26 protein-coding genes, 1 tRNA gene and 1 riboswitch are annotated in these 24,623 nt (G+C 46.6%); of the genes, 13 read left to right on the top strand and 14 right to left on the bottom strand.

Annotated elements, in window-relative coordinates:
- Positions 1-146 precede the first annotated feature (146 nt).
- Together ACI39P_RS07730 and ACI39P_RS07725 are read left to right on the top strand one after the other, a co-directional pair.
- The gene (locus ACI39P_RS07730; protein WP_439720087.1) at positions 147-1,571 is read left to right on the top strand and encodes a sigma 54-interacting transcriptional regulator; all 1,425 of its coding nucleotides are present in this window, start codon (positions 147-149) and stop codon (positions 1,569-1,571) included.
- A 302-nt stretch (positions 1,572-1,873) separates the two neighbouring features.
- The gene (locus tag ACI39P_RS07725; protein ID WP_439720086.1) at positions 1,874-3,160 is read left to right on the top strand and encodes an L-serine ammonia-lyase, iron-sulfur-dependent, subunit alpha; all 1,287 of its coding nucleotides are present in this window, start codon (positions 1,874-1,876) and stop codon (positions 3,158-3,160) included.
- A 61-nt stretch (positions 3,161-3,221) separates the two neighbouring features.
- Here the strand turns inward: ACI39P_RS07725 and ACI39P_RS07720 are convergent, their stop codons facing one another.
- A complete protein-coding gene (locus ACI39P_RS07720) occupies positions 3,222-3,872 on the bottom strand; it encodes a S24 family peptidase (RefSeq protein WP_439720085.1) in 651 nt (216 codons plus the stop codon).
- Between the two features lie 184 nt (positions 3,873-4,056).
- On the opposite strand from ACI39P_RS07720, the gene ACI39P_RS07715 reads away from it, so the two are divergent.
- A complete protein-coding gene (locus ACI39P_RS07715) occupies positions 4,057-4,377 on the top strand; it encodes a hypothetical protein (RefSeq protein ID WP_439720084.1) in 321 nt (106 codons plus the stop codon).
- 82 nt (positions 4,378-4,459) lie between these two features.
- On the opposite strand, the gene ACI39P_RS07710 is transcribed toward ACI39P_RS07715, so the two are convergent.
- The 4 genes from ACI39P_RS07710 to ACI39P_RS07695 all read right to left on the bottom strand — a co-directional run bounded on the left by ACI39P_RS07710 (position 4,460) and on the right by ACI39P_RS07695 (position 7,253).
- Entirely contained in the window at positions 4,460-5,374 is a 915-nt protein-coding gene (locus tag ACI39P_RS07710; RefSeq protein WP_439720089.1) for an ABC transporter substrate-binding protein, read from the bottom strand.
- Positions 5,375-5,478: 104 nt separating this feature from the next.
- The gene (locus tag ACI39P_RS07705) at positions 5,479-6,189 is read right to left on the bottom strand and encodes an ATP-binding cassette domain-containing protein (RefSeq protein ID WP_439720083.1); all 711 of its coding nucleotides are present in this window, start codon (positions 6,187-6,189) and stop codon (positions 5,479-5,481) included.
- Positions 6,176-6,943, bottom strand: coding sequence for an ABC transporter permease subunit (locus ACI39P_RS07700; protein ID WP_439720082.1), 768 nt, complete (start codon positions 6,941-6,943; stop codon positions 6,176-6,178). Before ACI39P_RS07700 ends, ACI39P_RS07705 begins: the two co-directional genes overlap by 14 nt.
- 222 nt (positions 6,944-7,165) lie before the next feature.
- A tRNA-Ser gene (locus ACI39P_RS07695) sits at positions 7,166-7,253 on the bottom strand.
- 196 nt (positions 7,254-7,449) lie between these two features.
- On the opposite strand from ACI39P_RS07695, the gene ACI39P_RS07690 reads away from it, so the two are divergent.
- Positions 7,450-7,893, top strand: coding sequence for a SoxR reducing system RseC family protein (locus ACI39P_RS07690; RefSeq protein WP_439720081.1), 444 nt, complete (start codon positions 7,450-7,452; stop codon positions 7,891-7,893).
- Between the two features lie 92 nt (positions 7,894-7,985).
- Positions 7,986-8,345: a C-GCAxxG-C-C family (seleno)protein gene (locus tag ACI39P_RS07685; RefSeq protein WP_439720080.1), complete on the top strand. Its 360-nt coding sequence runs from the start codon at positions 7,986-7,988 to the stop codon at positions 8,343-8,345.
- 138 nt (positions 8,346-8,483) lie between these two features.
- On the opposite strand, the gene ACI39P_RS07680 is transcribed toward ACI39P_RS07685, so the two are convergent.
- Complete coding sequence (locus tag ACI39P_RS07680) at positions 8,484-9,752, bottom strand: hypothetical protein (RefSeq protein ID WP_439720079.1); 1,269 nt, start codon at positions 9,750-9,752, stop codon at positions 8,484-8,486.
- A gap of 142 nt (positions 9,753-9,894) precedes the next feature.
- On the opposite strand from ACI39P_RS07680, the gene ACI39P_RS07675 reads away from it, so the two are divergent.
- The 3 genes from ACI39P_RS07675 to ACI39P_RS07665 are packed head-to-tail and all read left to right on the top strand — an operon-like array spanning position 9,895 to position 10,823.
- Entirely contained in the window at positions 9,895-10,197 is a 303-nt protein-coding gene (locus tag ACI39P_RS07675) for a DUF2089 family protein (RefSeq protein ID WP_439720078.1), read from the top strand.
- Positions 10,194-10,493 (top strand): hypothetical protein, encoded by a 300-nt coding sequence (locus ACI39P_RS07670; protein ID WP_439720077.1) that lies wholly within the window; start codon positions 10,194-10,196, stop codon positions 10,491-10,493. The genes ACI39P_RS07675 and ACI39P_RS07670 overlap by 4 nt, the downstream gene beginning before the upstream one ends.
- Positions 10,494-10,508: 15 nt before the next feature.
- Positions 10,509-10,823 carry a hypothetical protein gene (locus tag ACI39P_RS07665; protein WP_439720076.1) on the top strand — a complete coding sequence of 105 codons (315 nt, stop codon included), beginning with the start codon at positions 10,509-10,511 and terminating at the stop codon, positions 10,821-10,823.
- Between the two features lie 51 nt (positions 10,824-10,874).
- Here the strand turns inward: ACI39P_RS07665 and ACI39P_RS07660 are convergent, their stop codons facing one another.
- From ACI39P_RS07660 to ACI39P_RS07625, 8 genes are all read right to left on the bottom strand, one after another.
- The gene (locus ACI39P_RS07660) at positions 10,875-11,294 is read right to left on the bottom strand and encodes an aspartate carbamoyltransferase regulatory subunit (RefSeq protein ID WP_439720075.1); all 420 of its coding nucleotides are present in this window, start codon (positions 11,292-11,294) and stop codon (positions 10,875-10,877) included.
- Positions 11,291-12,205, bottom strand: a complete 915-nt coding sequence (gene pyrB / locus ACI39P_RS07655; RefSeq protein ID WP_439720074.1) for an aspartate carbamoyltransferase — start codon at positions 12,203-12,205, stop codon at positions 11,291-11,293. Before pyrB ends, ACI39P_RS07660 begins: the two co-directional genes overlap by 4 nt.
- A 3-nt stretch (positions 12,206-12,208) precedes the next feature.
- The gene (pyrE, locus tag ACI39P_RS07650; RefSeq protein ID WP_439720073.1) at positions 12,209-12,847 is read right to left on the bottom strand and encodes an orotate phosphoribosyltransferase; all 639 of its coding nucleotides are present in this window, start codon (positions 12,845-12,847) and stop codon (positions 12,209-12,211) included.
- Positions 12,848-12,964: 117 nt separating this feature from the next.
- Positions 12,965-13,669: an orotidine-5'-phosphate decarboxylase gene (pyrF, locus tag ACI39P_RS07645; RefSeq protein WP_439720072.1), complete on the bottom strand. Its 705-nt coding sequence runs from the start codon at positions 13,667-13,669 to the stop codon at positions 12,965-12,967.
- A complete protein-coding gene (locus ACI39P_RS07640) occupies positions 13,666-14,580 on the bottom strand; it encodes a dihydroorotate dehydrogenase (RefSeq protein WP_439720071.1) in 915 nt (304 codons plus the stop codon). Before ACI39P_RS07640 ends, pyrF begins: the two co-directional genes overlap by 4 nt.
- Positions 14,574-15,308 carry a dihydroorotate dehydrogenase electron transfer subunit gene (locus ACI39P_RS07635; protein ID WP_439720070.1) on the bottom strand — a complete coding sequence of 245 codons (735 nt, stop codon included), beginning with the start codon at positions 15,306-15,308 and terminating at the stop codon, positions 14,574-14,576. Before ACI39P_RS07635 ends, ACI39P_RS07640 begins: the two co-directional genes overlap by 7 nt.
- A 15-nt stretch (positions 15,309-15,323) precedes the next feature.
- The gene (carB, locus tag ACI39P_RS07630) at positions 15,324-18,497 is read right to left on the bottom strand and encodes a carbamoyl-phosphate synthase large subunit (RefSeq protein ID WP_439720069.1); all 3,174 of its coding nucleotides are present in this window, start codon (positions 18,495-18,497) and stop codon (positions 15,324-15,326) included.
- A 217-nt stretch (positions 18,498-18,714) separates the two neighbouring features.
- Positions 18,715-19,983, bottom strand: coding sequence for a dihydroorotase (locus ACI39P_RS07625; RefSeq protein ID WP_439720068.1), 1,269 nt, complete (start codon positions 19,981-19,983; stop codon positions 18,715-18,717).
- Between the two features lie 188 nt (positions 19,984-20,171).
- Positions 20,172-20,275, top strand: a riboswitch (ZMP/ZTP riboswitch).
- Between the two features lie 86 nt (positions 20,276-20,361).
- Here ACI39P_RS07625 and purE point away from each other — a divergent pair.
- From purE to ACI39P_RS07600, 5 genes are all read left to right on the top strand, one after another.
- Positions 20,362-20,856 (top strand): 5-(carboxyamino)imidazole ribonucleotide mutase, encoded by a 495-nt coding sequence (purE, locus tag ACI39P_RS07620; protein WP_439720067.1) that lies wholly within the window; start codon positions 20,362-20,364, stop codon positions 20,854-20,856.
- Between the two features lie 70 nt (positions 20,857-20,926).
- Complete coding sequence (purM, locus tag ACI39P_RS07615; RefSeq protein ID WP_439720066.1) at positions 20,927-21,964, top strand: phosphoribosylformylglycinamidine cyclo-ligase; 1,038 nt, start codon at positions 20,927-20,929, stop codon at positions 21,962-21,964.
- Positions 21,964-22,572 (top strand): phosphoribosylglycinamide formyltransferase, encoded by a 609-nt coding sequence (purN, locus tag ACI39P_RS07610; protein WP_439720088.1) that lies wholly within the window; start codon positions 21,964-21,966, stop codon positions 22,570-22,572. Before purM ends, purN begins: the two co-directional genes overlap by 1 nt.
- 4 nt (positions 22,573-22,576) lie before the next feature.
- Positions 22,577-23,296, top strand: a complete 720-nt coding sequence (locus ACI39P_RS07605; protein WP_439720065.1) for an IMP cyclohydrolase — start codon at positions 22,577-22,579, stop codon at positions 23,294-23,296.
- Between the two features lie 132 nt (positions 23,297-23,428).
- Complete coding sequence (locus ACI39P_RS07600; protein ID WP_439720064.1) at positions 23,429-24,613, top strand: phosphoribosylaminoimidazolecarboxamide formyltransferase; 1,185 nt, start codon at positions 23,429-23,431, stop codon at positions 24,611-24,613.
- Positions 24,614-24,623 lie beyond the last annotated feature (10 nt).

Raw genomic sequence — 24,623 nt, 5'->3', positions numbered from 1 at the left:
TAATATGCCCTTTTAGGGCTGGTGCAAACCACTAGTTTAACTAGTGGTTTTGATTTGGGCTCTTTTATCAACCAGCTTTTCAAGGGTTTTTGTTGCTTCCAAAAATCTTTTGTGCTATTCTTATTTTTGAGAAAGGAAGGGATCCGATGACTGCTTTGATGAAAATACAGTCCTTTATACAGGCCTATGTGCAGGCCATTGCATCCATTCTGGAGGCAGATGTTACCGTTGTGGATAACGAATTGATCCGTGTGGCAGGAACAGGCAGCTATGCTGGGGAAATCGGCAAGACTGTGACCCATGGCAATTTTTTTAACCATATCCTCATTTCCGGGGAAAATGGCATGATCACAAATGCGGCTTTGGATGAAAACTGCAAGGTATGCGAAAAGCGGGCAACCTGTAAAGAGCTGGCCAATGTGGCATATCCTATTTTTAAAGAGGGCGCTGTGGTAGGTATCATTTCCATCATTGCCTTCAATGAAGAACAAAGAGAGAATCTGCTGGATAACAGAGGACAGATGGAGGAATTTCTGAAATATATGTCTGTTCTGCTGGAAAGCAAGCTCTATACTGATGAAGCGAAGGAACGCCTGGAACAACAGCTGAAGGTGGTCCACGATGCAGAAAAAGGCTGGTCTTTCGTAGGGAAAAGCCCCCTGATGCAGGAAGCCATTCGGATTGGACAAAAAGTCGCAAAATCTGATTCTACAGTATTTTTGCGGGGGGAAAGCGGCACAGGCAAGGAATTGATGGCGAAGATGATCCATGCCCTCAGCGATAGACACGATAAACTGATGATTTCCATCAACTGTGCGGCAATTCCGGAAAATCTGGTGGAAAGTGAGTTGTTCGGCTACGAAGAAGGGGCTTTTACCGGGGCGAAAAAACATGGCTCTATCGGGAAGTTTGAACTGGCCGATGGCAGCACCATTTTTTTGGATGAGATCGGCGATATGCCCCTTCCAGTGCAGACAAAGTTGCTGCGGGTGCTGCAGGAAAACAAAGTGGAACGAATTGGCGGCGCAAAACCGATCCCCATTGATATCCGTGTGATCTGTGCTACAAATAAAAATATTGAGCAAATGGTAGAAGAGGGGACTTTCCGGGAAGATCTGTACTACCGGCTGAATATTATTCCTATTGAACTGCCGCCCCTGCGGAAGAGAAAAGAAGATCTGCCGGCTTTGATTGAGTATTACATTGCTTATTATAATCAGAAGCTGGGAAAAAATATGACAGGGCTTTCCCCGGAAGCACTGCAGACGCTGATCAGCTATAATTGGCCGGGAAATGTGCGCGAGCTGAAAAATATCATTGAATATCTGGCGAATATCACAGAAGGAGAAAAAATACAGCTGTCCGATTTGCCGGATCATATTGTTCTGCGTTCCAGTAAAGGGTATGAGGATTGGTCTCTGGAAGAAATTATCGAGGAATATGAAAAGCGTGTTTTAGGCAGCATGATTCGCAAGGGGGCAACTCTGGAAGAAAAAAAGGAATTGGCAGAAGCACTGAAGATCAGCCGTGCTACATTATATCGAAAATTAAAAAAATATGACCTCCTTTGATTCTCATTTATGAGAATGAATCTCAAATTTGAGAAAAATTTTGTGTATACAAAGTCATTTGTTTTTTGGCTAAAAACAAAGACTCCTTTGCTTTGATAAAGACATGGATAGGAAATTGTACACAGATGGCACACAATGAAAAAATAAAACCTAAATGGAATAAATTTCATTTCTCATAAATGAGAAAATAAGAAAAAAAGTCCTTTGAAAAAAGGGCTTTTTCTTTTGGCACGAATCTTGCTCTATATAAAAACAGAAGAAAAAATCAACCATAATGATTTGAGTGATAGAGGAGGAAGAATATGATGGATATGAACGTTGTTATCAATGCAATCAAAGCTGAAATGAAACCCAGCATGGGCTGCACAGAACCTGTTGCCATTGCCCTGGCGGTTTCCAGAACCTGCGAACTGCTGACACAGCCTGCGGAAAAGCTGGATATGGTCATCAGCTCCAATATTTTCAAAAACGCCTATAGTGTACAGATTCCCAATACAGGAACCTGCGGTATCGAATTGGCATGTGTACTGGGGATGCTGCTGAGCAAGCCCGGCAATACCATGGAAATTTGCGCGGGAATCAAGCCGGAACATGTTGCACAGGCACAGAAACTGGTAGCGGATGGTTTTGTCACAGTGAAAGTACTGAAGAGCAGCCAGTTCTACATCGAATGTATTGCAACAAGCGGCAGTGAAAAAGCCCACACCATTACAGAAGATGCCCATGATAATATGGTATTTGCGGAAAAAGACGGCAAAGTTCTGGTGGATAACAGAAAAACAGAAGAAGCAGCTGAAGAAACAGAAGAAGGCGGCTTTGATGTGACCCAGCATACTTTCAGAGAATTCTATGACTGGGCAAATGAAGTTGATGTGGAGGATCTGCAGTTTATCAAAGAAGCCATTGATATGAATATGGAGATCGCCAAGATTGGTATGAAAAAGAAATACTGCTTTGGTGTAGGTCCTACGATCCAGAACCTCATCAACAAAGGCATGATGAGCAATGATGTTGTCAATGCAGTAAGAAGCATTCCCGCAGCGGCGGCTGACTACCGTATGTATGGCGGCAATGGCTCTGTCATGACCTTCTGCGGCAGCGGCAACCAGGGCATTTCTACGACACTGCCCATGGCTGTTTTTGCGGAAAAGATGGGTATTCCTGAAGAAAAACTGCTGAGAGCAGAATTTATGGCTATGCTGATGATTATGTACATGAAGAAACACGTTGGACGCCTGAGCCCTGTTTGCGGTGCAATGGTAGCAGGGACAGGCTCTGCGGCAGGTATGACCTATATGCTGGGCGGCACATACGAACAGATTGACGGCGCAGTACAGAATATGATGGGCTCTGTAGCCGGTATCTTCTGCGATGGCGCAAAGGGCGGCTGTGCGGTTAAGGTTTCCGCATGCGCCGGGGAAGCGGTCTATGCGGCAATGTACGCGATGGATGGCAGCATTATCCCTGTAACAGATGGTATCAACAGCACAAAAGCAGAAGATACTGCAAAAAATCTGGCAAAACTGAGTCACGAAGCGCTGGATGGCTTGGATATGAAGGTCATTGAAATCATGCAGACAAAAAAATAAAGGGAAAATCTCTTTCCAAGAAATCAAACAAAAACCCCGTCCTAAGACGGGGTTTTATATATTAAAATCGTTTTTCCAATTTCATGAGCCTGCCGCGGATATGGACTTCTTCCATTTCTTTCCCTACAAAGATTTTCATTTCGTAAGCGGAATTTTCCGGCTGCAGCACAATGGCATTCTCTTTTTTGATGACCCGTTTCAGGGTGGCATCATTTCCATTGACCGAAACCACTGCGATATCGCCGCTGTCCACATCGTTTTGCTGGCGGATCAGGAGCAGATCCCCTTCATGGATACCAATATTCATCATACTGTCTCCTTTGGCACGGAGCCAAAAATAGGTTTCGCCGGTTGTGATATCATCGATAGGCGTTTCGTGATATCCCTCGATATTATCTTCCGCCAAAAGGGGAACCCCGCAGTTTACAACACCAACAATGGGGATGGAAACAGTCGGGCGGGGGACATAAGGAATGGCATCAGGCGGGAGCTTTGGGCGGTCTTCCACCAAATCGGATTTTTCAATGCCGAAGTAATTGGCCATCAATTGGATTTTATCGATACGGGGGTATGTTTTGCCATTGACCCAATCTGTAAGGGTGGTATATTTCACACCAAGGGCTTCACAGAGTTCATTTCTTGTTTTATGATTCAGTTCCATGTAATGACGAATATTTTTTGCGAGGATGGCTTTATTGTTTCTATCATTCATGGAATCACCTCCTTAGGTTTAATTATACGGATAAAACGTAAAAATACAAGAAAAAATAAAAAAATACGAATAAATCGTTGACAATTATGGTAAAACCGTAGTATCATTGTTATGAAAGGAAATGAAGTATATTTTTTTACAATAATTTTACGGTTTAAACGTAAATTTAGAAGGGGGAACAAAAATGAGAGAAAAGAGAAGATGGCAAAATACATGGCTGAGGGAGATTGCTATGCAGCAGGGGATGCGGATTGGAAGCGAAATCACGATTCGGGAACGCTCTTTACTGAAGGATTACAGCTATATCACAAGGCAGATTCGCCACGGGGTTGTGCTGGAAATGTATCCGTATCATTTTTATTGCCGGATGTCCGATGGAACGAAGGAATCCTTTCGTTACAATGAATTTCTGGGATATGAAGCAAGACTGATCCGCCTGAAAGAGAAAAAAGGCGCATCTATGAAATTTTTCAAAAAAGAACCTGTTCACGAAACAGCGGCGTAAAGCATCGGATAGATTCTGCTGTTTGAATAAGGCAGCAACAAAAAAACGAGAGAAGGATTCTCTCGTTTTTTTGCGTCTATGCTTATTCAAAGAACAAAGTGGATACATCCAGTTCCTTTTCAATCATACCGGATTCATACATAAAATCTGCCGTACTCTGGAAGCCGGCCTTATCCGCTTCAGTGATTTCTGTGGAGAAGTCATAATATTCATACATTTCCGCAACAGCGGCCTCATCCAGATCCAATGCGGCTGCTGCAATCTGCAGTGTTTCCCCTTCGTTTTCCTGGATGAAGGATGCAATTTCATCCTGTGCCTGCTGCAGTTTCTCGATGATTTCGGGATGGGCATTATAAAATTCATTTGTCACTGCTACAGCGATGATGGCGTTGATCAGACCCTCGCCATCCGCAATCAGGTGATACCCCTGCTGTTTTGCCTGATAAGCTGCTGCGCCGGCGATAAGAGCGGCATCCAGGCTGCCGCCATCCAAGGCTGCTTTTGCCTCTGGAATAGACATATTCACAAAGTTTACATCATCAATGGTCATATCTGCCGTTGCCAGATAAGCCACCAGCAATTCATGCAGATTTGTACCGGCAGGGCCCCCAATGGTTTTTCCCCGCAGGTCTTCGGGGGAGATGATGTTCTCCTCCTGTGTATACATACAGAAAGCCTTGGGGGAGCGGCTATACATATTTAATACCTTGATATCTGCATCATTAGCAGCGGAAAGGATGACGGATGTGGCACCAACGGCATACAGCACCTGTACATCGCCGGAAGCCAGAGCCTGGGTCTGGTCTGCGCCAGATGTCAGTTCTGCGTATTCCACGGAAATGCCCATATCCTCAAATGTGCTTGCGAAAATGCCTTTTTCTTTTTCAATAATGGAAGGAACGTTCAGGGGAGATGTGACATAGGTGAATGTCAGCTTGTCCAGAGATTCTCCCTCAGCGGCATTGCCGCCGCAGCCTGTCAGTGCAGTTGCAGCCATCAGGGCTGCCATTGCCATACCAATAAATCTTTTTTTCATATTGACCTCCTATAAATCTTCATTTTCTTTTTATTGTAAGCTGTTGATGAAACAGCTTGCTTTCCTTATAAGTTTAATTGTGCAAGAATCTCTCGTTTCAGTTCGATCAATTCTTTTGCCAACAGGTCTCTTTCATCGCTGTCTGTATTGATGAGAAATTCTTTTTTTACCTGTCCATTTTCAATGATTATTATTTTGTGCCCCAAAAGCAGGGCTTCATCAATGCTGTGGGTGACAAAAAGGATACTGGCACCACGGCTCTTTTGCAGGCGGATCAATTCTCTCTGCATTTGCTCCCGGGTAAAAAAGTCCAAAGCGGCGAAGGGCTCATCCATCATAATGAAGGAAGGATCATAGGCCAGGGCTCGGGCAATAGCAGCCCTCTGCTGCATCCCGCCGGAAAGCTGATGGGGATAGGCCTTTTCAAAGCCGCTTAAGCCTACAGTATCGATGATGGATTGAATGGAGGCATCCGCGCAGGGCTGCTTTTTCAGCCCAAATTTTACGTTGTCCCATACATTCAGCCATGGCATCAGGCGGGATTCCTGAAAGACAAAGGCAGTTCTATGGGCTGCATCGAATTGAATCTCTCCGGAATCTGGGGCTTCCAGACCGCCCACCAGACGGAGCAGGGTCGTTTTTCCGCAGCCGCTGCGCCCCAGAATGACGGTGATGCTCTTTTCGGGAATCTGCAGATTGATGCCGTTTAGAACAGGGAGGGAACGTCCATCCACAACATAGGATTTCTGTATTTTTTTCAACTCAATTCCAGCCATTTTCACCATTTCCTTTAAATAATTTTTTCAGCAGAACCCCAAAAATCTTATCTGTCAGCAGGCCAACGATACCAACTACAAAAATACCAACGATCACTTTATCTGTGCGGCTCATTTCCTGAGCGAAGAGAATCATGTGGCCAATGCCGGAGGAAGCGGCGATCATTTCCGCTCCGATGATGGCACGCCAGCTGTAGCCCATGCCAATCCGCATACCCACAAGGATATCGGCAGAAGCGTAAGGCAGAATGATATGCCTGAATTTTTCAATGTTTGAATATCCGAAAGCATCGCCGACTTCCAAAAGTTTCCGGTCGCATCCAGTGAAGCCTTTGACGATGTTCAGATACATGGGGAAGAAGGACGCTAGCACGATGATGACGGTTTTGGTTGTTTCCCCAATGCCGCACCAAAGGATCAACAAAGGAATCAGGCTCAGCGGGGGCACATTGCGGAAAAACTGCACGATGCAGTTATAATATTTTTCCGAAGCTGGTACCAGAGAACGGAACATTCCTAAGGCAAAAGCCAGCAGAAAAGCAATGAAAAACCCTTTCAGGATACGAAGGAGGGAGATGATGACATCTGTAAAGATTTCCCCGCTTTTCAGCATTTTCAAAAAGCAGGCAAATACCTTTTCCGGGGGCGGCAGGACATAGGTGCTGAAAATACCCAGCCTGCAGAGAAGAACCCAGAGGGCGAGGATCAGGAGGATACCCATCAAAGGCGCAAGAGCAAAGAGCGTTTTTTTCAATTTACATCCTCCTTTCCAAAAGTTTCTGAAAAAAGAAAAAGTCTGCGCGGAAAAAGCGCAGACGTAGAAAAGGGAATCTTTTCCCTTCAATTCATGAGGTTGGTCTGTACGCCTTTTCACTCAGGTGTTACCCTTTGCAATCAGTACGAAGTGTAGCCATTATACCATATTCATCCAAAAAAGAAAAGAAAAAAAGCCTTGCTGATGGGGCAAGGCTTTCAGCGAGGACGGAGGGATTTGAACCCTCGCACCGGTTGCCCGGCCTACCAGATTTCGAGTCTGGACTCTTCAACCACTTGAGTACGTCCCCAAAAAATATTTCATTGATACAGTAGCCAATATATTATAGCAGGAATCAGGAGAAAATGCAATGGATTTCCGAAAAGGGAAAGGAGATGAGGAATCTAAGAAAAAACAGCTTTTTTTTATACTGAATTTGTTGTATAATCATATATGTATGATTGCAGGTTACCTATTTAGGTCAGATATAGAAAGGTGGTCAAACGATGAAGGGCTTAGTGAGCGAAATCAAAGGGGATCTTGCTATTGTGAAGATCCATAGAAAAGAAGCATGCGGCGAATGCAGAGCATGCCTTTCCGGTATGACAGAAAAAGAAATGGATATCGAAGCAAAAAATCTCTGCGATGCAGAAGAAGGCGACTGGGTCGAATTGGAACTGCAGGAAAATGCGTTCTTCAATGCAGTCATGATTATGTATGGTTTGCCTTTTGTGGCTTTTATTGTGGGTATTGTAGTGGGGTATTTTGGCGTGCCTAAGGTGCTGCCGATGATCTCCCCTGTCCTGTCCAGCTTGGTGCTGGGGGTATTGGGCATCCTGCTGACAATGCTGTGGATTAAAAGCCAGAATCCCCGTTGGGAAAGCGGCAAATATCGTCCTATGGCAACAAAAATTGTAGAAGAAGATGAAGCAGAAGCCTGCGGCATATAAGAATGTTTTGGAAAGTCTCAAATCTGAAAAGATTTGAGACTTTTTCACGTTTGTCCGTTTTTTTCATAGAATAAAGAAAAGGGGGTGAAGGAATGCTGAAAGCGAGGATACAGCCACTTTGTTCCGGCGGGGATAATTGTTCTCAGATCATTTTGCAGGCTGCGGCGGCGGAATATGGTTTTTCTTTACCGGAGGAATTATTGGCGGCCTGTGAGGGAATCCATGGCGGCTTTGGCATCAATGGCATGTGCAGTGCCTTGGTAGCAGCGGTGATGGTGCTGGGTCTTTTATGCGATGAGGAAGAAATCAAACAGAAACGTATCCTGTTCCTGCTGAAAGCCCAGGAAAGATTTTGCGGTTTGGATTGCTGCAGGCTTTCGGCATTGGGGGCAGACTGCAGCGGGGTTTTGGAAGAGATTGCGGAGATTTTGCAGGAAGTGATAGAAGCATAAAAAGATGTTTGACATGGCGCACCCTTAGAAGAAAAGATAATTCTTTTTTATGTTTGTTTTCTTCTAAGGAATGTCGCCGGTAGTTCTGTTTCAGAAAGAATCGATTTTGAGATGGTATATTCTGAAAAAGAGCTTAAGTCAGGCATCTTTTTTTGTGTCATTGATTGGGGATAAAAGGGCCGGAGCGGGGGCATTTTGTTTGGCTCGTAAGGTTTCATTTTCTTTTCGCAGGGCAGCCACCTCAGCTTCCAGTTTTTCCGCCTGTGCTTTCCAGCGGGCATTGACTGCAGCCACTTCATCGCTCCGCTGCGCCAGCAGGGCCGTAAGTTCTTCTATCTGCTTTTTATGAGCATCCTGAAGGGCTGTGTAGGCTTTGGAATAATCTGGCTGAATGGATTGTCTCGGCGGTGTTTTGGGCTTGGGAAGAGGAGAAGGGGCAAAGACGGCAGGTAAAAACCCATGCTGGGCATTGCCATAGCATTCTGCTGCATTCAGAGAATCATCCTGTGCGCCCAATAGTTCCCCTTTCAGGCAATAGCCAGGGAATTTTTCCATATATCGTTCTGCGGGGCCAAAGGAGGCACCGCCGTTTTCCGAAACACAGCGCATGGGCTGCCCGTTGACTGTCCACATGAGGATGACCTTTCCGTTTTTCAAAAAGGCCAGGCAGTTGTCGCAGTTGGCATCCTCCCAGAGGATACGGGGCGTGCTGATGGCGGAGGTATGCTTATATTGATAGACCACTTGGGTGCGGAACATCCCCCGCACAATATAGAGCATATGGATTTTTTCACTGTCATTGACAATGGAAACATCTGCATAAGGGGATGGCGTTTGGATCAGAGGTGTCACGCTGCCCATGGTATAAGGGGTCAGGAGCATTTCTCTGGCACTTAGTACGTTTCGCCCTGTGCGGTAATATAGTATGATATGTTCTTTACTGAGCCGGCGGGCGAGAAATGGCGTTTTTTGCATGGGCATGAAACGGTCGATCTGGTAGGGTTTTCCCCATTGTCCATTGCGAAAAGTGCTGTAAACCAGGGAATCTATATTGGTAGATTCTGTGGGCAGGTGATAGATAATATGGAAGGCATCTTCGGAAGGCAGAAGAAAATATTTTGTATTGCCCGTGTTTTGATGGCCAAGCATTATAGGCCGATGTTCCCATTGGGAAAAATCCGATGAAGATGCCAGTGAAAGCTGTCCGTCGCCGGCAGCATAAAGGAGATAGACCGTATCCTCATATTGGCAGAGGGAAAAGGCAGGTGTGACCCGCTCTGCAATCTTCTGAGGAACTGTCCAGCCATCGTAAGAAAAGCTGCGGCAAAAGATACTGCCTTGTTCGTAATAAAAAAGATAGAAGTACCCTTTTTTTGTTTTCAGATATTTAACATGAGGATTCTGCATGATTACGCTCCCTTTTCGTTTTTTTAGAATAGTTTATGCGGAAAAGAAAGAAAAAGAATCTTACAATATTCTTAAAATAAAATATAAGATTGACTTTAATAAAATGAAATGTTATTTTAATAATATGAAAGGAGCGGAAGGGATGGAACAGAAAAAATTGCCTGCGTGGGTTTTAGGGCTGGAGGAAGAGGAACTGACCTTCATTAAGAAATTCATATTAGCGTCTGGGTCTTTAAAGGAAGTCGCCTCTCTGTATGGCGTCACCTATCCTACTGTGCGTCTGCGGCTGGACAGGCTCATCCAAAAAATCCAGCTGAACGAGCAAATGGCAGAAGAACCATTCATTGCTATGGTAAAGCAGCTTGCCCTTGATGAAAAAATGGATTTTGAAACAGCAAAGCTATTGATTACGGCATATAAAAAAGAAAAGGATGGGACAAGATGAATTCGTGGATTGCAGCATTGATTTGTGTGATTTTAGTTGTCGGCAAGCTTGGGTTGGCTTGTTTTCTGGAATGGAAGCTGGCAAAAAAAGAAGAATGGTATTTGGGGTTGATCCTTCCGGTGTTGCTTTTTGGGGATAGCCTGGGAAGAATGATGGCGGAATATGAAGCAGCTGGTGCAGGTTTATTTTTGCGTTTGAATGTAACAACGATTTTGTTGCTGTTGCTTTATGGATTCCAGAGAATCCGTTTGAAACAAAAACGGGAATACGCCCAAATGAAGCTGAAGGATTTATAAAAAGGGGATGAAAAGATGGCATTTTCCAGTGGGGCTATTACTTTTATGCTTTGTTTTTTGTTGGCAGTGATGATCGGAATATGTGTTTTAGAGTGGTTTTTATCGAAAAGAGAGCCATGGTGGCTGGGCTTGCTGCTGCCGCTGCTCTTTTTCCTGCTGGGAACCATTCCTATGCTAAATTTGTTAGAAGAAACATCCGCAGGAGAAGTTCTGTTGACGTTTATCTTAGGAAATATCCCTACATGGATTTTGCTTTTGATTTATATTCTGAATCGGCAAAATCTAAAAAAGAACAGAGAATTAGAACAAATGAAAATCAAAGATTTATAAAAAACAGCCTTCTAACGGAAGTTAGAGGGCTGTTTTTGTATCAAAGCATGTTTAATTTTTTGCCTTGGATTCGCAGTAGATGCAGCGATATTCGCCGTGTTCTCTATCTGTCAGCTTGAAGATATGGGGAATCTCCTGTTCTACAGAGGTGATGCAGCGGGGATTTTTGCACTGGATGATATTTGTCAGCCGTTCCGGCAGCTGGGGGTGGAATTTTTCCACACGTTCCCCGTTTTTGATGACGTTGATGGTCACATTGGGGTCAATATAGCCCAAGATATCCAAATCCAAATCCAGTTCCGTATCGATTTTGATGATATCTTTTTTGCCCATCTTCTGGCTGGGGGCATTTTTGATCAGGGCAATAGAACAATCCATGCTGTCCAGATTCAGGAAATGATACAGTTCCATGCCTTTTCCTGCGCGGATATGGTCGATGACAATGCCGTTGTTGATGGAATCGATTTTCATTTTGCCACCTCCAGTAATTTCAGAATCAAAGCCATACGGATATATTTCCCGTTGGATACCTGTTTAAAATAGCAGGCTCTGGGGTCATCATCCACTGCAACGGAAATTTCATTGACACGGGGCAGGGGATGCATGATACAGAGGTCGCTCTTTGCGGTTTCCAGTTTATCCATGTTCAGGATATAGCTGTCTTTCAGGCGGATATAGTCCGCTTCGTTGAAGAAGCGTTCCCGCTGTACTCTTGTCATATACAGGATATCCAAAGAGGGCATGGCGTCCTCCAGGCTTGTGGTTTCTGTATAGGGGATGCCTTCTTTTTCCAGTTCCTGAATGATATATTCAGGCACCTTCAGTTCATCGGGAGAAATCATCACGAAACGGACGCCTTCATAGCGTTTCAGTGCGTGAATCAGGGAATGTACGGTTCTGCCGAATTTCAGGTCGCCGCACATGCCGATAGTCAGATGATCGAAGCGGCCTTTTTCCCTTTGGATGGTCAAAAGGTCGGCCAGTGTCTGGGTAGGGTGGTTGTGTCCGCCGTCGCCCGCGTTGATGATGGGAACAGGGGAACGCATGGAGGCGATCATGGGCGCGCCCTCCTTGGGGTGACGCATGGCGATGATATCCGCATAACAACCCACAGTGCGGACTGTATCGGAAACGCTTTCGCCCTTTGCGGCGGAGCTGTTGCCGGCGCCGGAAAAACCGATGACGCTGCCGCCCAATTCCAGCATAGCGGCTTCAAAGCTCAGGCGGGTACGGGTGGAAGGCTCGAAAAACAGAGTCGCCAGTTTTTTGCGTTTGCATTTTTCAGCATATTGATCAGGGTTTGCGATGATGTCATTGGCTGTAGCGATCAGTTCATCGATCTCTTCTACAGTCAGGTCAACGATGTCGATGAGACTTCTCATAGATCACATCTCCCTCCAGCTTTCATCATTAGGGTTGCTGCGGAATTTCATCAGACGGGCAATATCAGCTTCTTTGATATAGCCTTCTCTTGCTGCAACTTCTGCAACAGTGTCAAAATTGGACAGGCTTACATTCTTTACGTTTGCTTCCGCCAGTCTGTCTAAGCCCTTCTGCAGGCCATAAGTGAAGATGCTTACCACGCCCAGAACATCAGCCCCTGCTTCCCGCAGAACGTTTACGACTTCGATGCAGCTGCCTGCGGTGGAGATCAGGTCTTCTACAACGACTACTTTCTGTCCTTTTTCCAGTTTGCCTTCGATCTGGTTATTTCTGCCATGGTCCTTTGCACCGGAGCGAACATACCCCATGGGCAGATCCAGCAGATGAGCTGTGATAGCGGCGTGAGCGATGCCGGCTGTAGAAGTCCCCATCAATACTTCAGCATCGGGGTATTCTTTTTTAATGGTTTCCGCCAGAGCGTTTTCCACATGGTTTCTTACTTCTACAGATGTCAGAGTCAGTCTGTTGTCGCAGTAAATAGGGCTTTTGATGCCGCTGGCCCATGTGAAGGGGTCTTCGGGGCGCAGGAAAACTGCACCGATGGAAAGCAGGTCTTTTGCGATCTGTTCTTTGATATTCATAATTTATGTCCTCCTAAAATCCAGATTGATTTCAATTTTCTATATGGATAAATCACCTCAGCAGAAACGCAGTTTCTGCAAATCGGGTGAGGTAGTGGGGGCTGCGTCCCCACGGTCTTAGCCGAGGAACTCGGAAATACATCTGTGATATGCGGCTACAGGGTCGGGAGCCTGGGTGATGGGTCTGCCCACAACGATATAATCGGAGCCCAGTTCTCTTGCCTTTGCAGGGGTTGTCACGCGCACTTGATCGCCCACTTCGCCATCGGCGAAACGAACGCCGGGGGTCACTGTCAGGAAAGCGTCCCCGCAAACCTCTTTTACCTTGCCTGCCTCCAAAGGGGAGCAAACAACGCCGTCCAGACCGGAATCCTTTGCACATTTTGCATAGTGCATGACAACTTCATCCAGAGGATGGTCGATCAAAAGGTCTTCCTTCATGCGTTCTTCACTGGTGGAGGTCAGCTGTGTTACGGCGATCAGCAGAGGGCGCGTGCCGTCGGGTCTTGTCAGGCCTTCCAGTGCTGCTTCCATCATGGCCTTTGTGCCTGCCGCGTGCAGGTTGCAGATATCCACATCCAGGGCGGAGAGTACAGCCATGGCTTTCTTTACTGTATTGGGAATATCGTGCAGTTTCAGGTCTAAGAAAATCTTATGACCTCTTTCCTTGATTTCTTTGACGATGGCAGGGCCTTCTGCATAGAAAAGCTCCATGCCTACTTTCAGGAAAGGCTTTCTTTCTTCATTTTTAAAGTTGTCCAAAAATGCCATCAGGTCTGCCTTGCTGTTAAAATCGCAGGCGATGATTACGTCTTTACTCATTTGCGGGCACCTCCAATGATATCATTCAAGTCTTTGATGTTATATTTTTCCATGACGTGGGGCAGGTCTTCGATGATTTCCTTGCAGATGAAGGGGTTCACCAGATTTGCTGCGCCGATCTCAACGGCTGTTGCCCCTGCCAGCATCATTTCGATGACGTCCTCCGCAGAGGAAACACCCCCCATACCGATGACAGGGATATTTACAGCTTCTGCTACCTGATATACCATACGCAGGGCCACAGGGAAGATGGCACTGCCGGAAAAACCACCCATTTTGTTGGCAATGACGGGTTTCTTCGTTTTCAGATCGATGCGCATCCCCATCATGGTGTTGATGAGGCTGATGCCGTCTGCGCCGGCTTCTTCACAGGCTTTTGCAATGGAAACGATGTCGGTTACGTTAGGGGTCAGTTTGATATAAACAGGCTTTGTGGTTACAGCCTTCACTGCTTTTGTGACTGCCGCCGCCGCAGCGGGATCTGTGCCAAAGCTCATGCCGCCATGGTGTACGTTGGGGCAGGATACATTTACTTCCAGAATACCCACCTGAGGCTCTTTATCCAGCAATGCGCAGGTGTAAGCATATTCTTCGATGGAAAAGCCGCTGACATTGGCAATGACAGGCTTATGGAAGCATTTTGCCAGCTTGGGCAGTTCTTCGGAAATGACCTTTTCCACACCGGGGTTCTGCAGACCAACGGAGTTGATCATACCTGCAGGACATTCTGCGATACGGGGTGTGGGGTTGCCGAAGCGGGGTTCCTTTGTGGTTCCTTTGAAGGAAAAAGAACCCAGAATATTGATGTCATATAATTCCGCAAATTCGTAGCCGTAGCCAAAGGTACCGCTGGCGGGGATGACAGGGTTATCCAGTGTGATACCGCTAAGGGTCACTTTTGTATTTACCATATGATTTCCTCCTTCACCAGTACAGGACCGTCTTTACAGATACGTTTGCTGCCATATTTTGTCTGGCAGGAGCAGCCCATACACGCGCCGAAACCGCAGCCCATCCGTTCTTCGAAGCTCAGCTGACCGCTGGTTGTGGTCACATCGGAAAGGGCTTTCAGCATAGGTTCGGGGCCGCAGGTGTAGAAATAGGTATAGTCGGGGATAGTCTTTACCACATCGGTGACAAAGCCTTTCACACCGACACTGCCGTCTGCTGTGGCAATGTGTACTTCTACCCCCAGCTTTTCAAATTCCTCTGCGTAGAAAATTTCATCTTTTGTATTGAACCCAAGGATGACGATAGGGTGTTTGCCTTCTGCAATCAGGTTTTTCGCCAGACGATACATGGGAGGTACGCCAACGCCGCCGCCGATGAGCAGGGGCTTTTCGCCGCTGAGGGAGATGTCATAGCCGTTGCCCAGCCCGGTCAAAACATCCAATTTATGGGGAGCTTTCATCTGGCTCATGGCTTCTGTGCCTTTGCCCACGACCTTGTAGAGGATGGTTAGGGTATTTTCGTCATAATCGCAGACAGAAATGGGGCGGCGCAGGAAAAAGCCTTTCAGTTGAATATTCACAAACTGACCGGCAGCGGTGATGGCGGAGGTATCCCCCGCCAAAACCATTTTGCATACGCTTGCGGTCAGTTTTTCATTGCTTTGGATTGTAAAAATAGACTGTTTCAAGAGGAAACCTCCTTATTACGCATCAATTGTAGAGATACCCAGTGTTGTTTCTTCCAGAACATCCAGCAGAACCCGTACGGTATCCAGTGCTGTGAATACGGATACGTTATTTTCTACGGCGCACTGGCGGATTTCCTGACCGTCACTGCTGCTGTGCATGGAATTCAAGTCTCTTGTGTTGATGACATAGCTTACATAGCCCTGACGGATGGAATCGAAGATTTCTTCGCTGCCGTCGGAGAGTTTTTTCTTGGTACGGGTACGGATGCCGTGTTCTTTCAGGAAGTCTGCTGTGCCCTTTGTTGCTTCGATATTGAAGCCCAATTCATAGAAACGGCGGATCAGGGGCAGTGCTTCTTCTTTATCCTTATCAGCGATGGTCGCCAATACAGTACCATAGTTCAGAATGTTCATGCCGGAAGCCTGCAGAGCTTTATACAACGCACGGTTCAGTTTGTTGTCGTAGCCGATGGCTTCCCCGGTGGATTTCATTTCAGGAGACAGGTAAGTGTCCATACCGTGCAGTTTGGAGAAGGAGAAAGCGGGTACTTTTACATACCATCTCTTCTTTTCATCGGGATACAGGCCGAAGATACCCTGTTCTTTCAGGCTCTTGCCCAGGATGACCAGTGTAGCGATATCTGCCAGAGAGTAGCCTGTTGCCTTGGAAAGGAAAGGTACTGTTCTGGAAGAACGAGGGTTTACTTCGATAACGTATACATCATCTTTTTCATCAACGATGAACTGGATGTTGAACAGACCGACAATGCCGATGCCCAGCCCCAGTTTCTTTGTGTATTCCAGGATTTTCCCTTTTGCTTTATTGGATACGCTGAAGGTAGGGTATACGGAGATGGAGTCGCCGGAGTGTACCCCTGTTCTTTCAACGTGTTCCATGATACCGGGAACAAATACATCAATACCATCGCAAACGGCATCCACTTCCAGTTCTTTCCCCTGGATATATTTATCAACCAGTACGGGCTGGTCTTCATTGATGGCTACGGCACTCTTCAGATAGGTACGCAGCTGTTCTTCATCGGCAACGATCTGCATCGCTCTGCCGCCCAGAACGTAGGAAGGGCGAACCAATACGGGATAGCCGATTTCTTCCGCTGCTTTTACACCGTCTTCAATATTTGTAACTGCCTGTCCCTTGGGCTGAGGGATGTTCAGCTCCTGCATGATATGTTCAAAAGCATCTCTGTTTTCTGCTTTTTCGATAGCCGCAACATCTGTACCGATGATTTTTACGCCTCGTTCCATCAGAGGTTCTGCCAGGTTAATGGCTGTCTGACCGCCCAGAGAAGCGATAACGCCCAGAGGCTGTTCCAGTTCTACCACGTTCATAACGTCTTCTACTGTCAGAGGTTCAAAATACAGCTTATCACTGGTGGTGTAGTCTGTGGAAACGGTTTCGGGGTTGTTGTTGATGATGATGGATTCATAGCCGAATTCTTTGATAGTGGTTACGGCGTGTACGGTGGAGTAGTCGAATTCTACACCCTGACCGATACGGATAGGACCGGAGCCCAGAACGATGATTTTCTTTTTATCGCTCAGTCTGGAGTCGTTTTCCTTTTCGTAGGTGGAGTAGAAGTAGGGGATATAGCCGCCGCAGCCGCTGGTTTCGATCATTTTATATACAGGGAACAGACCCATTTCTTTTCTCAGAGCGAAAACTTCTACTTCGTTCCAGCCCCACAGCTTCCCAATGAATTTATCGGAGAAGCCCATTTTCTTTGCTGTTGCCAGGATTTCTTTATTGCCGATATTTTCAGCCAGTGTTTTTTCGTAATCCACGATTTTCTGGAAGGATTCCAGGAAATATTTTGTGATTTTTGTGGCTTCAAAGATATCATCCAGAGAAACACCGTTTCTGATGAGCTGGGCGATCGCATAGATGCGGTCATCGGGGCTGGTTGCGATATATGCCAGCATATCTTCGTTGGACATGGTATCGAATTTTGCCATGTGCAGGTGGCAAACACCGATTTCCAGAGAACGGATGGATTTCAGCAGGCATTCTTCCAGTGTACGGCCAATGCCCATAACTTCACCGGTAGCTTTCATCTGGGTGGACAGGGTATTTGCTGCTGTGGCAAATTTATCGAAGGGGAAACGAGGCATTTTTGCTACGATATAATCCAGAGCAGGTTCGTAGTTTGCTGTTGTTTCGCCCAGTTTGATTTCATCCAAAGTCATCCCTACTGCAATCTTTGCAGTTACTCTGGCAATGGGGTAGCCGCTTGCCTTGGAAGCCAGAGCAGAGGAACGGGATACACGGGGGTTAACTTCGATCAGGTAGTAATCGGAAGAATTGGGATCCAGCGCGAACTGAATGTTGCAGCCGCCTTCGATCTTCAGTTCTTTGATGATCTTCAGGGCAGAATCCCGCAGCATGTTGAAGTCGTGATCGTTCAGGGTCAGGATAGGAGCAACAACGATGGAGTCCCCGGTATGCACGCCAACGGGGTCGATGTTTTCCATACCGCAGATGGTGATGGCACGGTCTGTGCTGTCGCGCATGACCTCAAATTCGATTTCTTTATAGCCTTTTACGCTCTTTTCAACCAGTACCTGATGTACAGGGGAAAGCTTCAGGGCGTTTTTCATGATTTCGACCAGCTCTGCTTCGTTGTTTGCAAAGCCGCCGCCGGTACCGCCCAGGGTAAATGCGGGACGCAGCACAACAGGATAGCCGATTTCATTGGCAGCCTTGATGGCTTCTTCTACAGAATATGTGATCTGAGAGGGGATGACAGGTTCGCCGATGGACTGGCACATTTCCTTGAACAGCTCACGGTCTTCTGCTCTTTCGATACTATCGATGCTTGTCCCCAGCAGTTCCACCTGGCATTCCTGCAGGATGCCTTTTTTCGCCAGCTGCATTGCCAGGTTCAGACCTGTCTGGCCGCCGATACCGGGCACGATGGCATCGGGTCTTTCATAACGCAGGATTTTTGCGATGTATTCCAGTGTCAGGGGTTCCATATACACTTTATCTGCAATGGTGGTATCTGTCATGATGGTGGCAGGGTTGGAGTTTACCAGTACCACTTCATAGCCTTCTTCCTTCAGGGCCAGGCAAGCCTGTGTACCGGCATAGTCGAATTCAGCGGCCTGCCCGATAACAATGGGGCCGGAGCCGATGATCAGAATCTTTTTTAAGTCAGTTCTCTTTGGCATAATTGATTTCCTCCTTATAGTAAGTAAATACGTGAATTGGATTTAGTTACATATCTGAGTACGGAGAGAGATGGGATCTGTCAAGATCACTTTACCTGCCATACGATATTGCTTATGGAATGAGCAGAAACCTTAAAATACTGCATATTTTTCGGCCGTTCCGCTCTACAGTTTTCAAAGGCGAGTCATTTTGCCCGCAGGCGGCCAATGTCTGTTTTTACAGAGTTTTTTCCGCCCAAACGATATTGCCTTTATACATTGTCATTTTGCATTCGCCCCATACCTTTTTTCCGGCGAAGGGCGTTGCGCGGCCCATGGTCAGGAAGGTTTCAGGGTCGATGGTATATTCTTTTTCCAGATCATATACCGTTAGGCTGGCGGGCTGTCCCACTTCCAGAGCCGTGCCAACGCCAAAACGGTTTCTTGGATTTGTATGCATCAATTCGATGAGTTTATTTAAGGTAAGAACACCTTTTTTCACCAGTTCGGTATAAAGAACGGGGAAGGCAGTTTCCAGACCAACAACACCCATCATGCTCTTTGCCAGGCCTCTGCTCTTTTCTTCAGCGGAGTGGGGGGCATGGTCTGTAGCGATCATATCTATGGTGCCGTCCAGAATACCGGCGATGAGGGCCTGTCTGTCTTCTTCGCTGCGGATGGGCGGGTTCATTTTGAAACGGCCATCCTCCTGCAGCATGGAATCATTCATGGTCAGGTAGTGGGGGGCTGTTTCGCAGGTCACATCCAGCCCTGCGGCCTTTGCTCTGCGGATCAGTGCTACGCTTTCCTTTGTGGAAATGTGGCAGACATGATATTTGCAGCCAGTTTCCTGCACTAGTTTCAGATCTCGTTCAATCTGCTTCCATTCGCTTTCGGAACAGATGCCTTTATGTCCATGCTGCTGGGCGTATACACCTTTATGGATATAGCCGCCGCAGAGCAGGGAATTATCTTCGCAATGGGCTGCAATGATTTTGTTGTAGCCTTTGATAGTTTTCATAGCTTCTCTCATGATTTCATCCTTTTGCACACCGCGTCCATCATCGGAAAAAGCGCAGACATGCCCAACGATTTCGTCATAAGCAGCAAGTTTTTCGCCCATTTCACCAACAGTGATGGTGCCATAGGGAACCACTTCGATGCAGGCAGTTTCCCGGATGGCTTTCAGCTGCACTTCCAGATTTTCCATACAATCGGGCACAGGGTTCAGGTTCGGCATGGAGCAGACTGCGGTATAGCCGCCGTGGGCCGCTGCCAAAGTGCCGCTTTTGATGGTCTCTTTATAAAAAAAGCCCGGCTCTCTGAGATGTACGTGAACATCAATAAAACCGGGGAAAATAAAGCAGCCGTTTAAATCAAAAACGGAACACGCATCCTGTGGAATACGGCTGGAAATTTCTGTAATGACACCGTTGGCGATGAATACGTTGGATTTGATGAAATTGCCCTGAACAAATACGTTTGCATTGGTCAAAATACAGTTCAAAGTAATCTCTCCTTTCGTTCGCTGACAAGGTTCAAAACCTATTTTTCTCTAAATCTTCAATACTATATCACAAAGGGGATTTTGTGTCAAGATGTAGATAAAATTCTCGGGAAATCTACTATAAAATGTAATGATAGAATTTATTGACACTGGAATTTCCTTGTGATAGACTGAAATTGTAAATTTATGCGGCTTTTTGTAACTGACGGAAAAGTGGGGGACCACAGGGGAGCAGAAAGTCTGTTGTGAAGCAGTGCAGAACTGCTTTTTGTCGACCGTCTGGGCAGTCCTGTTTTCTGTGTAAAAACAGAATAGGACTGCCCTTTTGTGTTTCTGCGACAAAAGATGATATTTGAAACGATGATTAGGAGGTAAACCATGAAGAAAATCGGTATCGTTATGGGCAGCGACAGCGACCTGCCTGTAGTGGAAAAAGCAATGGCAACTCTGGAAAAATATGACGTGCCCTTTGAAGCACATGTATACTCTGCCCACAGAACACCGGAAGAAGCAAGAGCCTTTGCAAAGGGCGCAAGGGAAAACGGCTTCGGTGCTATCATTGCGGCGGCCGGCAAGGCAGCCCATCTGGCAGGTGCCATGGCAGCGAATACAACACTTCCTGTCATTGGAATCCCTATCAAATCTTCCACATTGGATGGTCTGGATGCACTGCTTTCTACCGTGCAGATGCCCGGCGGCATGCCTGTTGCAACGGTAGCCATCGATGGTGCGGAAAACGCAGCCCTGCTGGCAATCCAGATTCTGGCTGTGGAAGATGCGGCTCTGGCGGCAAAACTGGATAATGCAAGAGCGGAAGCAGCAGCAAAGGTGCTGGAAAAGAATGCAGCATTGGAAGCAAAGTACAGCAAGTAAAAGTTTTATTATTTAAATTAGGTAAGAATGATTTCAACATAAATGCGAGAGCACAGAGAGGAGAAAAACAATGAAAAGCCATAGTGAAAGCTATAAAGCAGCAGGCGTAGATATTACTGCGGGTTACAAGGCAGTAGAATTGATGAAAGAGCATATCGCAAAAACAATGACATCCGGCGTGATGGGCGATATTGGCGGTTTCGGCGGCCTGTATGAACTGGATATGACAGGCATTACAAAACCCGTTCTGGTCAGCGGCACAGACGGCGTCGGTACAAAGCTGAAACTGGCGTTCCTGATGGATAAGCATGATACTGTAGGCATCGACTGCGTAGCTATGTGCGTGAACGATATCATCTGCGTTGGCGCAAAGCCTCTGTTCTTCCTGGATTATATTGCAGTTGGCAAAAACTTCCCTGAAAAAGTGGCTTCCATCGTATCCGGCGTTGCGGAAGGCTGTGTACAGTCCGGCGCATCCCTGATCGGCGGCGAAACAGCAGAAATGCCCGGTTTCTATCCCGAAGATGAATACGATCTGGCTGGTTTTGCTGTAGGCGTTGTAGATAAGGATAAAATTTTAAATAATAAGACCATCAAAGAAGGCGATGTGATTCTGGCACTGCCCTCCAGCGGGGTACATTCCAACGGCTTTTCTCTGGTGCGCCGGGTGCTGGATGTAGAAAACACAGATATCAAAACCCCTCTGGAAAGACTGGGCGGCAAGTCCATCGGCGAAGCACTGCTGGCTCCCACAAAAATCTATGTAAAACCTATGCTGGCTCTGTTTGAAGAAGTGACTGTAAAAGCAGTTTCCCATATTACAGGCGGCGGTTTTTATGAAAATATTCCCAGAAGTATCCCGAAAGGTTTTGGCGCGAAGATCAATAAAGCAAGCCTGAAAACACCCCCTATTTTTGATTTGATCATGGAAAAAGGCAATATCCCTGAAAGAGATATGTATAATACTTTCAACATGGGCGTTGGCATGAGCGTTGTGGTTGCAAAAGAAGACGCGGAAAAAGCCATCGAGATCCTGAAAGCAAACGGTGAAGATGCTTATATCATGGGCGAGATCGTTGCTTCTGAGGAAGGTGTTGTCATTTGTTGATGAAAACAAAGATCGCTGTATTCGTTTCCGGCGGCGGCACAAATCTGCAGGCCTTGATCGATGCGGAAAAAAGAGGGGAGATTCCCAACGGGAAGATTGAACTGGTTCTTGCCAGCAACGATACTGCCTATGCCCTGACAAGAGCGGCTGATAACGGCATCCCTTCCGTAGTGGTGAAACGAAAGGATTTCGATTCTCAGATTGCATACGAAGAAGCGGTAAAGGCTATCCTGCAGGAAAAAGGCATTGAACTGATCGTTTTGGCGGGCTTTATGTCCATCCTCAGCGAGAATTTCACATCCGCTTATCCCAAGCGTATCGTCAATGTGCATCCTTCTCTGATTCCTTCCTTCTGCGGCAAGGGCTTCTATGGGCTCCATGTCCATGAAGCGGCTTTGGCCTACGGCGTGAAGGTGACAGGCGCAACGGTGCATTATGTGAATGAAATTCCCGATGGCGGGGAGATCATCCTCCAGAAAGCAGTAGAAATTCAGGAAGGCGATACCCCAGAGGTTCTGCAGAAGAGAGTCATGGAACAGGCAGAATGGATCTTGCTGCCGAAGGCGGTTGAGATGGTAGCAGCGAAACTTCAGAAAGAGAGAGGTTAAAACAATGAATGTTTATCAGAAAGATACAATGAAAGATTTGGTAAAAGATAACAGCTATGTTGGCCGCGGTATCGTCATCGGGAAAACAGAGGATGGCACAAAGGCAGCCATTGCATATTTCATCATGGGCCGCAGCGACAACAGCCGCAACCGTATCTTCAAAGAAGAGGGCGAAGATGTGATGATCTACCCTTACGATGCATCTAAGGTAGAAGATCCTTCCCTGATCATCTATGCACCCGTGCGGAAGCTGGATGGCAAGCTGATCGTAACAAATGGCGATCAGACAGATACGATCCGTGATTTCGTTCTGGAAGGCAAATCCTTCGAAGATGCTTTGGAAACCAGAGAATTTGAACCTGATGGCCCCAACTGGACACCCAGAATCAGCGGTATGCTGACCTTCGCTGATGGCGATTTTACCTATAAAATGAGCATCCTGAAGAGTGCGGATGCAGAAGGTACAGCCTGCAACAGATTTACTTATTCCTATCAAGCACTGGCTGGTGTAGGTCACTTTATCCATACCTATATGGGCGATGGCAGCCCCCTGCCTACTTTCCAGGGTGAACCCGAAAGAACTACAGTTCCCAATGATATCGATGCTTGGACAAAGGAAATCTGGGAAAACCTGAACGAACAGAATAAAATCTCCATCTATGTGAGATTCACAGACCTGAAAACAGGCGCAGTGGAAAATAGAATGATTAATAAATATAACTAAAGCTTTTTAACTGTAAATATAAATTTCCCTCGCAGAAACGATAGTTTCTGCAAATCGGGTTCCAAGGGGGTGACCCCCTTGGTAGGGATTGTAAGAGACAAAGTCCCTTACGAAGAAAGGAGCGAGTAAAAAGTGAAAGAGTTTGAACTGAAATATGGCTGTAACCCCAACCAGAAGCCTGCAAAGATTTTCATGGAAAACGGCGGGGAACTGCCTATCGAAATCCTGAATGGCAAACCTGGTTATATCAACTTTCTGGATGCCTTCAACAGCTGGCAGCTGGTAAAGGAAATCAAGGATGCACTGGGCATGCCTGCAGCAACATCCTTCAAACACGTAAGCCCTACTTCTGCGGCAGTTGGCACACCCATGAGCGATGCCCTGAAAAAAGCCTGCTTTGTAGATGATATTGAAGGTCTGGATGATTCCCCTCTGGCATTGGCTTATGCAAGAGCAAGGGGGACAGACAGAATGTCCTCCTTCGGTGACTGGATTGCCCTGAGCGATGTTTGTGATGTGACAACAGCAACTCTCATCAAAAGAGAAGTTTCCGACGGTATCATTGCTCCCGGCTACACAGAGGAAGCGCTGGAAATTCTGAAAAGCAAGAAAAAAGGCAACTACAATATCGTAAAAATCGACCCCAACTATGTTCCTGACGCACAGGAAAAGAAACAGGTTTACGGTATCACCTTCGAACAGGGCAGAAACAACTTTGAAATCAACAAAGCCCTGCTGGATAACGTAGTAACAGAAAATAAGGAACTGCCCGAAGAAGCAAAACGTGACCTGGTCATTGCGCTGATCACACTGAAATATACTCAGTCCAACTCCGTATGCTTTGCAAAGGACGGCCAGGCCATTGGCGTTGGTGCCGGCCAGCAGTCCAGAATCCACTGCACCAGACTGGCAGGCAGCAAAGCAGATAACTGGCACTTGAGACAGCATGAAAAGGTTTTGAATCTGCCTTTCCTGCCTACTGTAGGCCGCCCTGACAGAGACAATACCATCGACGTTTACATCTCCGATGATTATGAAGATGTCCTGGCAGAAGGCACATGGCAGACACTGTTCTCCGAAAAGCCCGAACCCCTGACAAGAGAAGAAAAGAAAGCATACCTGTCCACCATCAAAGGCGTGGCTCTGGGCTCTGATGCATTCTTCCCCTTCGGCGATAATATTGAACGGGCGGCAAAGAGCGGCGTTTCCTATATTGCGGAACCCGGCGGCTCTATCCGTGATGATAATGTTATTGCAACCTGCAATAAATTTGGCATGGCAATGGCATTTACAGGCATGAGACTGTTCCACCACTAATCCGAAGGGA

Origin of the sequence: Anaerotignum sp. (assembly GCF_051877975.1) — a bacterium.
Classification (GTDB): domain Bacteria; phylum Bacillota; class Clostridia; order Lachnospirales; family Anaerotignaceae; genus Anaerotignum_A.
This window is presented reverse-complemented; position numbering and strand designations above follow the sequence as displayed.

Bases quoted from the DNA above. Each gene is read 5' to 3' on its own strand.
- ACI39P_RS07730 (WP_439720087.1), top strand. From the start codon at position 147: ATGACTGCTTTGATGAAAATACAGTCCTTTATACAGGCCTATGTGCAG.
- ACI39P_RS07725 (WP_439720086.1), top strand. From the start codon at position 1,874: ATGATGGATATGAACGTTGTTATCAATGCAATCAAAGCTGAAATGAAA.
- ACI39P_RS07720 (WP_439720085.1), bottom strand. From the start codon at position 3,872: ATGAATGATAGAAACAATAAAGCCATCCTCGCAAAAAATATTCGTCAT.
- ACI39P_RS07715 (WP_439720084.1), top strand. From the start codon at position 4,057: ATGAGAGAAAAGAGAAGATGGCAAAATACATGGCTGAGGGAGATTGCT.
- ACI39P_RS07710 (WP_439720089.1), bottom strand. From the start codon at position 5,374: ATGGCTGCAACTGCACTGACAGGCTGCGGCGGCAATGCCGCTGAGGGA.
- ACI39P_RS07705 (WP_439720083.1), bottom strand. From the start codon at position 6,189: ATGGCTGGAATTGAGTTGAAAAAAATACAGAAATCCTATGTTGTGGAT.
- ACI39P_RS07690 (WP_439720081.1), top strand. From the start codon at position 7,450: ATGAAGGGCTTAGTGAGCGAAATCAAAGGGGATCTTGCTATTGTGAAG.
- ACI39P_RS07685 (WP_439720080.1), top strand. From the start codon at position 7,986: ATGCTGAAAGCGAGGATACAGCCACTTTGTTCCGGCGGGGATAATTGT.
- ACI39P_RS07680 (WP_439720079.1), bottom strand. From the start codon at position 9,752: ATGCAGAATCCTCATGTTAAATATCTGAAAACAAAAAAAGGGTACTTC.
- ACI39P_RS07675 (WP_439720078.1), top strand. From the start codon at position 9,895: ATGGAACAGAAAAAATTGCCTGCGTGGGTTTTAGGGCTGGAGGAAGAG.
- ACI39P_RS07670 (WP_439720077.1), top strand. From the start codon at position 10,194: ATGAATTCGTGGATTGCAGCATTGATTTGTGTGATTTTAGTTGTCGGC.
- ACI39P_RS07665 (WP_439720076.1), top strand. From the start codon at position 10,509: ATGGCATTTTCCAGTGGGGCTATTACTTTTATGCTTTGTTTTTTGTTG.
- ACI39P_RS07660 (WP_439720075.1), bottom strand. From the start codon at position 11,294: ATGAAAATCGATTCCATCAACAACGGCATTGTCATCGACCATATCCGC.
- pyrB (WP_439720074.1), bottom strand. From the start codon at position 12,205: ATGAGAAGTCTCATCGACATCGTTGACCTGACTGTAGAAGAGATCGAT.
- pyrE (WP_439720073.1), bottom strand. From the start codon at position 12,847: ATGAATATCAAAGAACAGATCGCAAAAGACCTGCTTTCCATCGGTGCA.
- pyrF (WP_439720072.1), bottom strand. From the start codon at position 13,669: ATGAGTAAAGACGTAATCATCGCCTGCGATTTTAACAGCAAGGCAGAC.
- ACI39P_RS07640 (WP_439720071.1), bottom strand. From the start codon at position 14,580: ATGGTAAATACAAAAGTGACCCTTAGCGGTATCACACTGGATAACCCT.
- carB (WP_439720069.1), bottom strand. From the start codon at position 18,497: ATGCCAAAGAGAACTGACTTAAAAAAGATTCTGATCATCGGCTCCGGC.
- purE (WP_439720067.1), top strand. From the start codon at position 20,362: ATGAAGAAAATCGGTATCGTTATGGGCAGCGACAGCGACCTGCCTGTA.
- purM (WP_439720066.1), top strand. From the start codon at position 20,927: ATGAAAAGCCATAGTGAAAGCTATAAAGCAGCAGGCGTAGATATTACT.
- purN (WP_439720088.1), top strand. From the start codon at position 21,964: ATGAAAACAAAGATCGCTGTATTCGTTTCCGGCGGCGGCACAAATCTG.
- ACI39P_RS07605 (WP_439720065.1), top strand. From the start codon at position 22,577: ATGAATGTTTATCAGAAAGATACAATGAAAGATTTGGTAAAAGATAAC.